Origin of the sequence: Flagellimonas sp. (assembly GCF_965222555.1) — a bacterium.
Lineage (GTDB): Bacteria > Bacteroidota > Bacteroidia > Flavobacteriales > Flavobacteriaceae > Flagellimonas.
The window spans coordinates 2,064,938-2,079,967 of sequence record NZ_CBDCUG010000005.1 but is presented as its reverse complement, the minus strand read 5'-3'; the positions used below and the strand labels follow the sequence as shown (position 1 = coordinate 2,079,967).

The following is a 15,030-nucleotide window of genomic DNA, read 5'->3' as shown; positions in this document are numbered from 1 at the left end:
AAATCAAATCAAGTTAAAGTAATTCAGGGTTAAAACCCTATGTTTTAAAGTACTCAAGCCCAAATTATGAAAAAACACTTTATCAAAGTTGTACTTTCTTGCGCTATTATAGTAGGAAGTTTTTCAAGCTGTAAAAATTCCTCATCTTCTTCCAAGAATGTCTCTAGAGCCACGGGATGGAAAATAAATGCAAAAGAGGGTGGATTTCAATACAATTCTGACTTTAAAGAGCAGGAAACCCCTCCTGGAACTGTTTTTGTTGAGGGTGGTACATTTACCAAAGGTAAGGTTCAAGATGACATTATGCACGATTGGAACAATACTCCAACGCAACAGCATGTGCAGTCTTTCTATATGGATGAAACCGAGGTGACCAATGTTATGTACTTGGAATATTTGGATTATTTGAAGGCCGTTTATCCTCCAGAAAACCCAAATTACAGAAATATTTACAATGGTGCTTTACCGGACACCTTGGTATGGAGAAACCGACTGGGCTTTAACGAGACCATGACCAATAACTACTTAAGGCACCCTGCCTATGCAGAATATCCTGTGGTGGGTGTAAATTGGGTGCAAGCATCACAATATGCCGAATGGAGAACCGACAGGGTCAACGAGGTCATGTTGGAAAGGGAAGGCTATATAGCCCAAGATGCCAAATACAAAGTATTGAATGGCGAAATGAGTGGAACCTTTAGTACCGAAGCATATCTGAACAATCCAGAATCGGTTTATGGAGGAGAAATAGACTCTTTACAAGGTAAGCAAAAGCGTGATTCCATAAATGCATTTGCCAAAAGAAGTAGCGGTGTTATCATGCCAGAGTATAGACTTCCAACAGAAACGGAATGGGAATATGCAGCACAGGCGCTTATTGGATCTAGAGAATACAACAACTATAGAGGTAGAAAGAAATATCCATGGGAAGGTGACTATACCAGAAATGGACAACGTGTAGGTCGTGGAGACCAATTGGCCAACTTTAAACAAGCCAAAGGTGATTACGGAGGTATTGCTGGATGGTCCGACGACGGAGCGGATATTACCGCAGAGGTAAAATCATACAAACCCAACGATTTTGGACTTTATGATATGGCCGGCAATGTGTCAGAGTGGGTTGCCGATGTTTATCGCCCCATTGTTGATGACGAGATAAGTGATTTCAACTATTACCGTGGTAACATTTTCCTAAAAAAGGCGATTGATGAGGATGGAAAAGTAAAAGTACTTGAAGACAAAATTGTATACGACACACTACCTAATGGAAAAATCGTTGCATTGAATTTACCTGGTGAGATAGAAATGGTTCCTGTCACCGAAGAGGAAACTTATTTGAGAACCAATTTCGATTCAAGTGACAACAGAGGTTATCGTGATGGTGATCCAGGTTCTTCAAGATTCTTCCAAAGATTCAGTGATGAAGCGAACAATAGAATGATGTACGATTCTCCAAAACATAAGGTAGAACGAGATTCAACTGGTAAAATTCTTCGTCAATATGACACTTCCAATTACAGAACTTCCTTGATCAATGATGAGGTTCGTGTATACAAAGGAGGTTCATGGAGAGATCGAGCCTTTTGGTTAGACCCGGCTCAACGAAGGTATTTGCCTCAATATATGGCTACGGATGATATTGGATTTAGATGTGCAATGTCTAGAGTTGGTTCAAAATCCAAATCCAAGAACAAAACAGTTCGTCATAAAAAAGCCAAATAGAAAACATCAACATAATTTCATTGAAGCCCTGATTAAAAATCGGGGCTTTTTTTTATCTTCGATTCATGACATTGGAAGAACTTCATGAGCTTTTTTTAGCACACCCCATTATTTGCACAGATACTCGAAAAATTACCAAAAATTGCATGTTTTTTGCCCTCAAAGGCCCGAATTTCAATGGAAATGCCTTTGCAGAAGAAGCCCTAAAGAAAGGAGCCGCCTATGCCATAATTGACGAAGAGGAACATAAGACATCTGCTAACTGCCTTGTTTTTAATGACGTATTGGAAACCTTACAACAGTTGGCCTCTTTGCATAGAAACAAAAGCAGGGCAAAAGTCATTGCCCTAACCGGCAGTAATGGCAAAACAACTACCAAGGAACTGATAAATGAAGTCCTTTCCAAAAAATACAATACCATCGCAACCAAAGGAAATCTCAACAACCATATTGGGGTTCCACTTACTCTTTTGTCCATTGTTGAAGATACCGAAATGGCCGTTGTGGAAATGGGAGCCAACCATAAAAAGGAAATTTCCCTTTTAAGTAAAATTGCGCAACCAGATTTTGGCTATATCACCAATTTCGGCAAGGCCCATTTGGAAGGTTTTGGTGGAATTGATGGCGTAATTCAAGGCAAAAGTGAACTGTACGATTATCTCATTTCCAATGACAAACATGTTTTCATGAACGGGGATGATGATGTTCAACAAGAAAAGTTGAAATCCTACATAAAAAAAATAGGGTTTAGCACCAAAGACCATCAATATTACAACATCTCCTTTGTTGAAGCCAATCCTTTTGTGATTCTTGAGGTAGAAGGACATCAAATAAAAACTCAACTTATTGGTAAATACAATTTCCCAAACTGTTGTGCTGCTGTGCTTATGGGGAAATATTTCAATATTCCCTTAAACGATATCAAAACTGCTATTGAATCCTATGTTCCCCAAAACAATCGGTCACAGATCATTGATAAAAATGGGTTCAAAATTATTTTGGATGCCTATAATGCCAATCCATCTAGTACACAAGCGGCTTTAGAGAACTTTGCAACCATTGATGCCCAGGACAAAACCCTCATCCTTGGAGATATGTTTGAACTTGGCGAGGATGCCGCTAAAGAACACCAAGCAATAGCTGGTTTAGCCAAAGATTTAGGGTTTACCAATGTATTTCTTGTTGGAGAAAATTATTTTCAGGTACAAACTCCCTTTAAAAAATTCAGATCTTTTGACGACCTAAGGAGCGAACTTGAGCATAACCCATTAAAAAAAGGTGCCTTTTTAATAAAAGGATCTAGAGGCATGGCCTTGGAGCGGACGTTGGATTTTCTATAAGCCTGAACTCTTTCAAGATACAGATAGGTTTCTAATTTCATTGTTTTATCCTTATTGTGTTAAAATGGTGTGATTGCTGAGCTCTTTTCGGGTTCTTTTGTCACAATTGTAAATCCGATTTTGATGCAATGGAATTATAAGGGTAAATTAGGGCTATTCATATAACCAATACCATGAAATCCATTAATAAAAATGTGTTGCTAGCACTACTTATAGCTTTTACCGCCTGTAAAACCGAAAAAAAAGAAAAGGAAACCTCCCAAGTGGAGTCTCCAACCCAACCAAATATTGTCATCATCTACGCGGATGATCTAGGCTACGGTGAGCTTGGAGCCTATGGCGCTACTGAGATAAAGACACCCAATCTGGATAAATTGGCCAATGGCGGGATACGATTTACCAATGGATATGCCTCATCGGCCACCTGTACCCCAAGTAGATATGCTCTTTTGACCGGTGTATATCCATGGAGGAACAAAAGCGCTAAAATTTTACCCGGAACAGCGCCCTTGATCATTGATACTGCACAAATAACCATTCCTAAAATGTTGAAACAACAAGGTTATGCCACTGGAATTGTGGGCAAGTGGCATTTGGGACTAGGGACGGGCAATGTAAATTGGAACCAAAGAGTAAGTCCGGGACCTAATGAAGTAGGGTTTGACCACAGCTATATTATGGCCGCTACTCAGGATAGGGTGCCAACGGTATATATTGAAAATGGAGATGTGGTGAACCTTGACCCCAATGACCCCATCCAAATTGATTATCAAAAGAACTTTCCTGGAGAGCCAACGGGCAAGGACAATCCTGAAATGCTAAAAATGAAATGGCATCACGGACACTATAACAGTATTGTGAACGGAATTCCCCGTATTGGCTTCATGAAAGGTGGTGAAGCCGCCAAGTGGGTTGATGAAGATATGGCCGATGATTTTCTTAAAGAAGCGCAGCGTTATGTAAAAAACAACAAGAACAATCCATTTTTTCTTTATTATGCCTTACAACAGCCCCATGTGCCAAGAACGCCACATCCTCGCTTTGTAGGGTCAAGTGGTATGGGACCAAGAGGAGATGTCATTGTTGAGGCCGATTGGTGTATAGGTGAGTTTATCAAAACATTGGAAAGCGAAGGTTTATTGGAAAACACCTTGGTCATCTTTTCAAGCGATAATGGCCCTGTTGTCAATGATGGATATTATGACGATTCAGTGGAAAAACTGGGTAACCATAAACCGGCAGGGGCATTAAGAGGAGGCAAGTACAGTTTGTTTGAAGCAGGGACCCGAGTACCGTTCATCACCTATTGGAAAGGAAAAATTACACCAGGAACTTCAGAAGCATTGGTTAGCCAGATAGATTTTTTGGCTTCGCTGTCCGCATTGGTTGAAAGCAATGCCAAGTCACAGGACAGCAAGAACCTATTGGATGTATTTTTAGGAAAAAGCAATACTGGTCGTGAAGAACTTGTTCTTGAAGCCACCTCACGAACTGCGCTCCGCAAAGGGGATTGGGCCATGATTCCCCCCTATGAAGGCCCTGCCATGAACAATTATGTCAATATTGAGTTGGGGAACGATGATGAATATCAACTTTATAATCTTAAAGAAGATTTGGGTCAACAAAACAACTTGGCCAAAAGCAACCCTGAGAAACTGGCAGAAATGATAAAAACCTTTGAAAATATCAGAGAAACAGAAGTTGAGGAAATTGAATCATTGGAACTCAAATAGGGAACAAATAAAAGGTTTCAATTATGGCAAAAAAGTATTTTATGTATATCATTTGTACACTATTCGGTGTTAGCGTCAGTTATGGTCAAGGTGACATTATCCCATTATGGCCCAATGGAGTTCCAAACCAGCAAAAAACCAATGACTCTGAAACACAGAATGAAGATGACATACTTTGGATTGAGAATGTTCAGCAACCTACCCTGGAGGTTTTCTTGCCCACAAAAAGGAACGCTACAGGGAGGGCAATGATTATTTGCCCAGGAGGGGGGTATCAAGGCCTAGCCTACGATTGGGAGGGAACCGATATTGCCAAATGGCTAAATTCCAAAGGAATAGCGGCGTTTGTATTGAAATACAGGCTGCCACTTTCCAAATCAATTATCAAAAAAGAAAAGGCCCCGTTGCAAGATGCACAAAGGGCTCTGAGAATTGTTCGTCATAATTCCAGCAAATGGAACATCATAAAAAACCAAATTGGCATCATGGGATTCTCTGCTGGAGGTCATTTGGCCTCTACCCTGTCCACCCGTTATGAAGCAAATAATTCTTTTAAAGCTGATTCCATAGATCATGTGAGTGCGAGACCAGATTTTACAGTTTTGATTTACCCTGTGATCACCATGAAAACTCCTACCACACATTTAGGTTCCCGAAACAATTTATTAGGGCAGAATCCATCACAAACATTGGTAGATCATTATTCAAACGAATTGCATGTTGACAAAAACAGTCCTCCTACTTTTATTGTTCATTCTACGGATGATGAAGCTGTCCCGGTTGAAAACAGTCTTTTGTTTTACAAGGCTTTAAAAAAGGAAAAAGTTCCCGCGGAAATGCATATTTATCCCCATGGGGGCCATGGTTATAGTTTGGCCATTGGGAAAGGGCATCTACAAACATGGACAGATCGTCTTGCTGAATGGTTGGAAAACCTAGAGTGAGGAAAATCTTTATTTTCTAAAATTTGGAAAATCCGCAACTTCGGTACACCCTATTTGTTCCATAACTTGCTTTAATTGCGTTTTAAGCAAGGTTATGGTATGGTCTCCTCCTGACTTTCCAAGTGCCGCAGCTCCATACATGAATGAGCGTCCCATAAAGGTGAACTTGGCCCCGCAGGCAAGGGTTCTTGCAATATCTGGTCCAGAACGAAGTCCGCTATCCATCATAACGGTAATCTTATCATCATACTTAGCTGCAATCCGGGTCAATGGTCTGATAGTTGACTCACCCGCATCCAATTGCCGACCGCCATGGTTTGATACAATAATACCGTCAAGCCCCAATCCAATTGCTTTTTCCGCATCTGCCTCCGTAGCTACTCCTTTTAAAACCAATTTACCTTTCCAGAGGTCTCTGATAGCTGATATTTTGTCAACATCCATTCGTTTACTGAAGGTCTGGTCCATAAACTGCCCCAGCTGGCTAAGGTTTAGCCCCTTGGGCATATAAGGTTTAAGCACTTCAAAGTTAGGTTGACCATAACGCAACGTTTCCATGGCCCATTTTGGTTTTCCTAAAATTTGAAGAATATTGGCCACGGACATTTTAGGTGGCATTGAAAGTCCATTTTTAATTTCCTTGGGGCGAAACCCAAATGTTGGTGTGTCGCACAACAATACCATAACTGGACAACCTGCAGCATCCGCCCTTTTAATCAAATCGTTTCGTACCTGCTCTTCGGCGGGATGATATAGTTGAAACCATGCATTGCCTTCCGTTATTTCGGAGATTCTTTCAATGCTTGAGGTGGTAACGGTGCTAAGAATAAATGGAATATTGTTTTCAAAAGCTGCTTTGGCCAATATTTCCGAAGAATTGGGCCACATTAATCCTTGAAGCCCCACAGGTGCTATACCGAACGGCGCATCAAACGTTTGTCCAAACAACTTGGTAGATAAATCGGCACCCTCATATTTATCCAAATAACGAGGTGAAAGCTCAACTTCCCTGATATCTGAGGTATTCTTTTTTATGTTTACTTCTTCATTACACCCACCATCCAAATATTCAAAGGCAAACCTTGGAATGCGTTTACGTGCCCTTTCCCTTAAATCATCTATAGTTGGATATCTTGAATCGAATGCTGCTTTAGGACCTCTTGCCATTACTGATTTTAAACTGTTGTTAATGCTAAACTACTGCTACTGCTCCACTATTAAAGTTGAAAAATTTGATCCATCAGGAGCCACTTCTCATTGGGTTTGGCGCCAGGCAAGGCTTTTTGATACTTCCACATTAAATCTTCCCATTCTTCTACTTTTGGATTGTTGGCATCCATTTTTGCTTTTCTTTCAAAAGAAAAAGAAGAATCGACCTCCATGATCATGAACAATCTATTTTCAATCCTATAAATCTCCAAGTTTTGGATTCCAGAATCTTTGATACTTTTTATTATCTCTGGCCAGACTTTTTTATGATATTCTTCATATTCGCGAATAAGGTGCTCATCGTCTTTTAAATCCAAGGCCAAGCAGTATCTTTTAATGCCGTTCATCTCCTTCTATTCATGTTTTTTAAAGACATGGTGCCCGTACCAACTAATATATACAAAGCAGAGCATGGGCAATATGAAGGAGAAATTCACCTCTGACACCCCTAATATGGTTGTGTCGGCAACACCATTTCCGCCTATATCAATAATCATTCCTTGTAGTTTTGGCATTAAAGCACCACCTACAATAGCCATAATCAACCCAGCAGATCCAACTTTTGATTGATCCTCAGTAAGATCACCCAGAGCAATACCATAGATAGTTGGGAACATTAGAGACATGAACATTGAAATTCCAACGATACAATAAAGTCCTACCATTCCTTTTATAAGAATAGCGCCGAGGGTGCACAGTAAAGCTAAGATGGCAAATGATTTCAGCAACTTGCCAGGACTCATAAAACGTAGGAGATATGTTCCAATGGCGCGACCCACCACAAATACGATAAATGCAGCCATTTGATAGTAGCCAGCGGTAACACTGTCCATCCCAATCGCTTCTGCATATTGATAGATGTACGTCCAGCACATTATCTGTGCTCCTACATATAGAATCTGGGCCAATACGCCCAACACATACTTCTTGTCTTTGGAGAGGGTTTTAAATATTGCTCCTATACTTGGTATGCCATCCTCGTCCCTCGCCTGCGGCATTTTACTTACCAGAAAGACAACAAAAATTATGGAGATGACCAATCCCAGAATTACATACGGATTACGGATGACCAATAAATCCGAAGTTCTCACCAATGTCTTAGCTGCTTCATCCAGTGCGCTGAAATTTTCTATGTCGTCAGATTGCAGGTTTTTAAGCACAAATTGCTGGGCAACGACCAGACCTGCTATCAAACCAACAGGATTAAATGCCTGTGCAAGATTAAGACGTTGGGTAGCCGTTTCCTTAGCCCCCATGGCCAATGCATATGGGTTTGCAGCTGTCTCCAAAAAAGCCAATCCAAAAGTCAATATATATAGTCCCAAGCAGAAAAACCAGAATTTCTCGGTTATTGCGGCGGGGTAGAACATCAATGCTCCAACAGCATATAGGCCCAACCCAATAAGAATTCCAACTTTATAGGAGTACTTTCTCATAAACATGGCTGCCGGCAGTGCCATACAGAAATACCCTCCGTAAAATGCCATTTGCACCCAAGCGGCCTGGGAATTAGATAACTCCAATACCTTTTTGAACGCTTGCACCATTGGGTCCGTTACCGCATTGGCAAAACCCCAAAGCGCAAATAGGGAGGTAATCAGGATAAATGGAAAAAGTACTTCTTTTGATACTACTTTTGGTCTACTCATAATTTTTAGTTGTTTGGTTTGGTTAATGCCCTGTCCAGATGCGTATAGCCTCCATCCACATAGATAAGCTGGCCTGTTGTATGGCTTGATCTTTCGGAAAGTAAAAATACAACAGCATTGGCAATCTCTTCTGCGGAAGTCATCCGGTTTTCCAAAGGAATTTTATCGGTTATTTCTTTCAATCTTTCTTCAGGATTTTCAAATGTTTTGATCCAACGATCATATAAGGGCGTGTAACATTCTGCAACAATCACGGCATTCACCCTAACTGCATACGGAAGCAATTCAACGGCCCACTCACGGGTAAGGGAGTTTCTTGCCCCATTGGCGGCGGCGTAGCCGGAAGTGTTTCCCTGACCGGTAACCGATGTCTTGGAACCGATATTCACAATACTTCCCCTGCTTTTTTTCAATTCCGGAAGGGCGTTATGGGCCATTACGTAGTAGTGACCTACGTTACGCTGCAAAGAACGTTGAAAATCCTCATAGTTGCCATGTTCCAATCCAACCCCATCATTGACACCTGCATTGTTCACAAGTCCATCTATTCTTCCAAATTCCTTCACCGTTTTATCGATGGCCCTCCTACATTGTTCTGGGTCCGTAAGTTCTGCCAGTGCATAAAAGGCCTTTCCCCCTTTTTGTTTTATGGTATCAACAGCTTTTTGCACATCATGTTCTTTTCGGCCAATGATTACGGGTATAGCACCTTCATCTGCAAGCACAGTACAAATACCATTTCCAATGCCCTTGTCTCCGCCCGTAACTACTATAACTTTGTCCTGTAATCCTAAATCCATTCTCTTACTATAAATTAGTTGGCCGTATTTTTCTTGATCGGAACAAAAACACTATACGATTCATCTCCTTTTTTTACGGACAACACCAATACTTTTGGCTTCCCGTCTTCTTGATAAAGAAAAGGGCGTTCCATCCTATCCGGTTTCAATACTGAACCATCCGCTAAATTTAATGATTTTGGCAAGAGTTTGTATTGGTTTGAATTCTTCCAATCGCTACCATTTTTTGAGGTGATCATCCCAATAAAATCATGTGCATGAAAAACTGCATAGAAACGTCCTCGGTTTTTATCGTACCACATGGAGACATCCTCAGTATCCATATCATCTATAACGGCTTTTTCCTGAATCTCAAATGGTCCAACGGGCGAATCGGAAATAGCAATGGCCTGATTACGGATAAAGCGTTTTTCATTGGGTTTATCGCCTTTAACAATCAGATAGTACTTTCCGTCCTTGCCCTTATCAATTGCGGGGTTGACCGTCAAGGTTGTAATAGGTCCACTAGGCTCTATTAAGGGTTGATCCATTCTCATCCAAGGTCCACTAAGTGAACTGGCCACAGCAACCCCAGTACGTTGGTTGGGTCGTAAAATTTTCCAATTAGGGTGGGAATATCCGGTGAGCGCAGTTTCCACAAGATCTTTTTCCGAATATTCCTTTTTTCCAAGGTTTGTTCCTATGTAGTATAGGTAATATTTGCCATCAAAAAACTTGATTTTTGGGTTATGGGCAGTAATACCATCCCAGTGTCCTTTGCCACTTCCTTTCAACACAGTTTCTTCATACTCCCATGGCCCAGAAAGGTTTTCGGAAATAGCATGCGCAATTTCTGAATGGGTCAGCCAGCCATAAAAACTATACTCTTTTTTCCAACGGGAATAAAACAAATGATATTTTCCATCTTCCCCTTTTACAATTGAGGTTCCCCAGTTGTAATATCCAGGGGTTTTAAAAATATTATCCTTTGAAATAGGCAAAAACCTGTCATTAAAATGAAGGTCATCTTTAACCTCTTGTGACATCGAGGTAAAGAAGCATATAAAAAAAACAAATATAATGCCCTGTTTCATGGATACTAGTTTGATGTCAATACCCCAACCTCAGCAAAAGAAGCTCTGGTATCACCATTAATTTTTGAAGCTCGTAATTTAATATACCTTCCAGTGGTTAAATCAAAATTCACCTTTTGTTCAATTCTATTGTTGACAACATTCCCAAATTCACCCTTTGCAACTGTATTCCAATTTCTGTTATCATTACTGACCAAAAGCTCGTAATGGGTTATTATACCAAATGGATAGCGTGTTTGTATGGGCCAATATGTAAAGCCGGTCAATCCGTGGGATTTACCCAAATCTATTGTGATTTCCGGTGTCTTTTTATCTTCCTTGTCCGTTGCCCAAAAGGTATGCGGATTTCCATCCATTAGTTTTTCAGCATCTTCCAAATTCCCGGAAGAGGCAGTTATTACCTGCCATTCCCCTTTAGCAATATCAAAATATCGGTTTGCAGGCTGGGTTTGCTGTCCATTATCTGAATCTACGGCTATAGCTTTTACGGTTGCCGGTTCTAGCAAAGAGAATGGTTTTGAATATTTGGCTGATGTTGTTGTTGGGTCGCTTCCGTCGGTTGTAAAATAAATATCAACCTTATCATCTGGCACACTAATGGAAACCATTCCATCCCTATCTCTTGAAAAGGTAGGTTCAACCAAAAGTGCCGGAGCCCTGTATAGTTCCAGATTTGAAAGTGTAATAGGTCCTTTTGAATCAAGTATCTCTACCTGTATTTTATCCGCTTTTACCGTTTCAAATTGGAGAATACGCTTATTACCAATAGTGGTTTGTTCATCAATGGTTTTCCATTCGCCATTCACCTCAGCGCTAACCTTAAATTTTTTAACTCGTTGTCCCAAAGGAATATATTCCTGTAAAACAATACGATTGACCTCTGTGGGTTCTTCAAAAGATACGGTAATGGATGCTTGGGTTACACCATCATTGGTCGCCCAATAGCTTTCCTTATCACCATCAATAGCATTTTCTGCTGAAAAAGCCGAGCCATTGTCCCGTACATCCGAAGCAACAATAGCCTGCCCCTGTGCCAGTTCATTGGCAAAATCTTTGTCAATTTGTTGTTTCAAAGCCAACAATTGCTCAACATCCTTTTCATGAACAAGCCCTCTATCATCTACAGGCAAGTTCAATAGAAAATTACCATTCCTACCTATTGACTCATAAAAAGTCTGCACCAAGCGCGGTAAAGTCTTTACTTGGTGGTCTTCACCCGCATGATAATACCACCCCGGGCGAATGGAAGTGTTTACTTCAGCGGGGAGCCAATGCGTTCCATCTTCATGACCTGACCGCAGTTCTACGTATCTAGGCCAGCCGGGATGTATCTCATCCCTACGCATAACGCTCCAATTGGTTTCATTTGCCCAACCTTCTTCATTGCCTACCCAACGTATGTCAGGTCCGCCATCACTGAATATTACCGCATTAGGTTGTAATTCCCGAATCATTTGGGTGGTTTTGGGCCACTCGTAATAGGTTTTATTATCAATTTTGCGGGTTTCATTTGCTCCTCCATAATACCCGGACCCTCCATTGGCGCCATCAAACCAAACTTCAAACAATTCACCATAATTGGTCAAAAGCTCTCTCAGTTGTTCATGAAATATTTTCACATATTCAGGCGTACCGTAATGTTCATTATTACGATCCCAAGGAGAAAGGTAAAGTCCCAATTTAAGACCATACTCTTTACAGGCATCCGCCAAATCCTGAACTAAGTCACCCTGGCCATTTTTCCAAGGTGAATTTTTAACTGAGTGCTCCGTAGTTTTGGTTGGCCATAAGCAGAAACCGTCATGGTGTTTGGCGGTAAGGATTATACCTTTCATTCCCGCTTCCTTAGCCACTTTGGCCCATTGGCGCGTATCCAACTGAGTTGGATTGAACTGTTCCGGTTTCTCCCCTCCGGTACCCCATTCCATATCGGTAAAAGTATTCATGTTAAAGTGGACAAAAGCATAATACTCCAGCTCATGCCATGCCAATTGCCGTTCCGAAGGAACAGGACCAACGGGCTCAGGGGGTATTTGGCTGTTACACGATACAAATAAAATTATTGCTCCTGCTATAACGAATTGGAGTGCTTTTTTCATAATTACTACTTACTTATGTTTATTTTTTGGTTGGGTAATGGGATTATTTGTCCTGTTTCCTTATCAGAAGGCATTTGCGCGTTTACACTAACAAGGTGTTCTGATAATATTTGTGCCATTTCTCTTGCCTTTTCCACTTGAGTTGATACCATGTTTTGGGTTTCTCCAATATCTTCGGTGATATTGTACAACTCCATATGTTGATCTTCGTGAAAATAAATCAACTTCCAATCTCCTGATCTTATAGCGCTAAAAGCTCCAATACCAGGACCTTCAGGTCCCCATTCGTTAGGATAATGCCAAAACAATGGCCGCTCTTCTTCAATTGCCACTTCACCTTTTAAGATTGAAGTGAAGCTTTTTCCATCAATTGTTTGAACTTTATTGCTATTAGAAATTCCCGCCATTTCTAAAATGGTAGGGTAAAAATCCTCAATGATAACATAATCATCGGTTGATGCTCCCGGAATTGTTGTACCAGGCCATTTCACCAACATTGGCTCTCTTATTCCGCCTTCATAAATGGAACCTTTTCCACTAGCCAGAGGCTTATTATGCGTATGTGGCTTACCGCCTCGGGCAACAGCACTCAATCCACCATTGTCAGACATAAAAAGTATAATTGTATTGTCCTCTAGTTGATTTCTTTCAAGATAATCCATGATGTCGCCCAAACTTTTGTCCATCCCTTCAACCATGGAAGCATATTTTGCCTCTGTAGAATCCAATCCAGCATCAACGTATTTCTGAAAGTATCTTTTATCACCCATAATTGGAGTATGAACTGCATAATGTGACATATACAAGAAAAAAGGTTTCTTGCCCTTAATGGAATCCAAAGCACTTAAAGATTCTTGCGTAAGTGCTTCTGTCAGGTAGATATCCTCTCCATGGTACTTTTCGAGCCCGGGAACGGCCCAAACTTCTTTGCCTTCTTTGCCATTCCCAAAATTCTCCATACCAAAATAACTTTCTGGGGCACCAGCGGCATGTCCCGCTATATTCACATCAAAACCTAAGTTTAACGGGTTATCCCCAGGTGTTCCGATAGCTCCAAAATGGGCTTTCCCGGTATGCACGGTATAATACCCTGCATCTTGAAGTAATTTAGGTAATGGAGTTGCGTGAACCGCTTTGGGATCCCCTTCAACGGGGCTCATTCCATTCACGTTCCATTCAGGGAAACTCAACGTAGGATGATTTGTCTCCATAGGTTGAAGAGCATCCTTCCTAAGTGTCCAATTGGTAACTCTATGCCTAGCTGCATTCATTCCTGTCATAAGACTAACCCTTGTGGGGGAACATACTGGAGTTGCATAGGCTTGGGTAAACTTCATTCCTTCTGCTGCCAAACGCTCCATATTGGGAGTACGGTACAGATCATTATAGGCGGTTCTTTGGTTCCAGAAAGGAACGGAAGTATCCTGCCAGCCCATATCATCCACCAAGAAAAGAACAATGTTTGGTTGCCGTAGAACTTCCTTTTCGACTTCCTTGCACGAACAAATTAGGATCAACAGGCAAATTATGCCCAAAAACTTACTTTTCCCCATATTTCATTGCTTCTAAGATTGGTTTTCCTCTCCAAAAGTTGGGTGTCTTCAAACCCAGTAAATGGGCAATTGTAGCTGCAGTATCATAAGTAACAACACTACTATCCAATTTCCCTTTGGAGCTTATGTTCTTTCCATAGATTATCCATGGAATTTCAACTTCCAACAAGGTTTTTCCTCCATGTCCTTTCCCAACACCTCCATGATCAGAACTAAATAGAATCACAGTGCTATCCATCAGGTTATTTTCCTCAAGAGCACTTAAAATTTTTCCCACCAAGACATCAATTTTTTCTACTTCCTTATAATACTCTGGGGTATCATGTCCAATATTATGACCCGCTCCATCTGGTTCACCAAAATGTACAAAGGTTAGTGAAGGTTTTTCTTTTAAGATAAATTCAATGGCTTTTTGCATAGTCTCTTCATCTGTTTTCCCATTGAAATCGATGTCAACCATGTTCTTTTCAAAAAGATACCCAATACCTCCCCAAGAATAGGAAACTCCTTTTTTTGTTTCCGGAAGTTGCTGATGAACCAAGCTAAAAATAGTGGGGTATATGTTCCCATCACCAATTACCTTTGAAGGTAGTTCAGGTGTTTTACTGCCCCATTCAGTATATCCGTGCAGCTCTGGACCAGACCCCATGATCATGGATGCCCAATTCACCGCACTGGACGAAGGCAAAACTGACCGTGCCTCAAGTGTATATGCTCCATTTTCCATCATCTTTCTTAGGTTGGGAACTTTGGCTTTTTTAAAGGCATAAGCCCCAAAACCATCAGATCCAATCAATATTACATGCTTTGCCAAAGGTTTTGCTTGCTCTTGGGCCACAGAGAACAAGACACTTCCAAAAAAAAGGAGCACAGAAACAAGTGATTTTGCTTTAAGGTTCATTTCTAAG

12 protein-coding genes are annotated in these 15,030 nt (G+C 40.9%); 4 read left to right on the top strand and 8 right to left on the bottom strand.

The features are described 5' to 3' along the window. The first annotated feature begins 66 nt into the window (after window positions 1-66). From gldJ to ACOQO1_RS17655, 4 genes are all read left to right on the top strand, one after another. Complete coding sequence (gene gldJ / locus ACOQO1_RS17670; protein WP_420604201.1) at window positions 67-1,722, top strand: gliding motility lipoprotein GldJ; 1,656 nt, start codon at window positions 67-69, stop codon at window positions 1,720-1,722. Window positions 1,723-1,787: 65 nt separating this feature from the next. After that, window positions 1,788-3,062, top strand: a complete 1,275-nt coding sequence (locus tag ACOQO1_RS17665) for a UDP-N-acetylmuramoyl-tripeptide--D-alanyl-D-alanine ligase (RefSeq protein WP_420604200.1) — start codon at window positions 1,788-1,790, stop codon at window positions 3,060-3,062. Window positions 3,063-3,235: 173 nt separating this feature from the next. Further along, window positions 3,236-4,795 (top strand): sulfatase family protein, encoded by a 1,560-nt coding sequence (locus ACOQO1_RS17660; RefSeq protein WP_420604199.1) that lies wholly within the window; start codon window positions 3,236-3,238, stop codon window positions 4,793-4,795. 23 nt (window positions 4,796-4,818) lie between these two features. Then, the gene (locus ACOQO1_RS17655; RefSeq protein ID WP_420604198.1) at window positions 4,819-5,739 is read left to right on the top strand and encodes an alpha/beta hydrolase; all 921 of its coding nucleotides are present in this window, start codon (window positions 4,819-4,821) and stop codon (window positions 5,737-5,739) included. A 9-nt stretch (window positions 5,740-5,748) separates the two neighbouring features. On the opposite strand, the gene ACOQO1_RS17650 is transcribed toward ACOQO1_RS17655, so the two are convergent. From ACOQO1_RS17650 to ACOQO1_RS17615, 8 genes are read right to left on the bottom strand one after another with little or no spacing between them, the layout of a single operon-like run. Then, window positions 5,749-6,906: an alpha-hydroxy acid oxidase gene (locus ACOQO1_RS17650; protein WP_420604197.1), complete on the bottom strand. Its 1,158-nt coding sequence runs from the start codon at window positions 6,904-6,906 to the stop codon at window positions 5,749-5,751. 50 nt (window positions 6,907-6,956) lie between these two features. Beyond that, a complete protein-coding gene (locus tag ACOQO1_RS17645) occupies window positions 6,957-7,286 on the bottom strand; it encodes an L-rhamnose mutarotase (RefSeq protein WP_420604348.1) in 330 nt (109 codons plus the stop codon). Between the two features lie 15 nt (window positions 7,287-7,301). Further along, a complete protein-coding gene (gene fucP, locus ACOQO1_RS17640) occupies window positions 7,302-8,597 on the bottom strand; it encodes an L-fucose:H+ symporter permease (RefSeq protein WP_420604196.1) in 1,296 nt (431 codons plus the stop codon). Window positions 8,598-8,602: 5 nt separating this feature from the next. Next, window positions 8,603-9,397 (bottom strand): SDR family oxidoreductase, encoded by a 795-nt coding sequence (locus tag ACOQO1_RS17635; protein ID WP_420604195.1) that lies wholly within the window; start codon window positions 9,395-9,397, stop codon window positions 8,603-8,605. Window positions 9,398-9,411: 14 nt separating this feature from the next. Continuing rightward, on the bottom strand, window positions 9,412-10,470 hold the full coding sequence (locus tag ACOQO1_RS17630; protein WP_420604194.1) for a glycoside hydrolase family protein: 1,059 nt from the start codon (window positions 10,468-10,470) through the stop codon (window positions 9,412-9,414). A 5-nt stretch (window positions 10,471-10,475) separates the two neighbouring features. Beyond that, window positions 10,476-12,569 (bottom strand): alpha-L-fucosidase, encoded by a 2,094-nt coding sequence (locus ACOQO1_RS17625; RefSeq protein WP_420604193.1) that lies wholly within the window; start codon window positions 12,567-12,569, stop codon window positions 10,476-10,478. Window positions 12,570-12,574: 5 nt separating this feature from the next. Continuing rightward, window positions 12,575-14,122, bottom strand: a complete 1,548-nt coding sequence (locus ACOQO1_RS17620; protein WP_420604192.1) for a sulfatase — start codon at window positions 14,120-14,122, stop codon at window positions 12,575-12,577. Next, complete coding sequence (locus ACOQO1_RS17615; RefSeq protein ID WP_420604191.1) at window positions 14,109-15,023, bottom strand: alkaline phosphatase; 915 nt, start codon at window positions 15,021-15,023, stop codon at window positions 14,109-14,111. The genes ACOQO1_RS17620 and ACOQO1_RS17615 overlap by 14 nt, the downstream gene beginning before the upstream one ends. Window positions 15,024-15,030: the final 7 nt, after the last annotated feature.

Bases quoted from the DNA above. Each gene is read 5' to 3' on its own strand.
- gldJ (WP_420604201.1), top strand. From the start codon at position 67: ATGAAAAAACACTTTATCAAAGTTGTACTTTCTTGCGCTATTATAGTA.
- ACOQO1_RS17665 (WP_420604200.1), top strand. From the start codon at position 1,788: ATGACATTGGAAGAACTTCATGAGCTTTTTTTAGCACACCCCATTATT.
- ACOQO1_RS17660 (WP_420604199.1), top strand. From the start codon at position 3,236: ATGAAATCCATTAATAAAAATGTGTTGCTAGCACTACTTATAGCTTTT.
- ACOQO1_RS17655 (WP_420604198.1), top strand. From the start codon at position 4,819: ATGGCAAAAAAGTATTTTATGTATATCATTTGTACACTATTCGGTGTT.
- ACOQO1_RS17650 (WP_420604197.1), bottom strand. From the start codon at position 6,906: ATGGCAAGAGGTCCTAAAGCAGCATTCGATTCAAGATATCCAACTATA.
- fucP (WP_420604196.1), bottom strand. From the start codon at position 8,597: ATGAGTAGACCAAAAGTAGTATCAAAAGAAGTACTTTTTCCATTTATC.
- ACOQO1_RS17635 (WP_420604195.1), bottom strand. From the start codon at position 9,397: ATGGATTTAGGATTACAGGACAAAGTTATAGTAGTTACGGGCGGAGAC.
- ACOQO1_RS17630 (WP_420604194.1), bottom strand. From the start codon at position 10,470: ATGAAACAGGGCATTATATTTGTTTTTTTTATATGCTTCTTTACCTCG.
- ACOQO1_RS17625 (WP_420604193.1), bottom strand. From the start codon at position 12,569: ATGAAAAAAGCACTCCAATTCGTTATAGCAGGAGCAATAATTTTATTT.
- ACOQO1_RS17620 (WP_420604192.1), bottom strand. From the start codon at position 14,122: ATGGGGAAAAGTAAGTTTTTGGGCATAATTTGCCTGTTGATCCTAATT.
- ACOQO1_RS17615 (WP_420604191.1), bottom strand. From the start codon at position 15,023: ATGAACCTTAAAGCAAAATCACTTGTTTCTGTGCTCCTTTTTTTTGGA.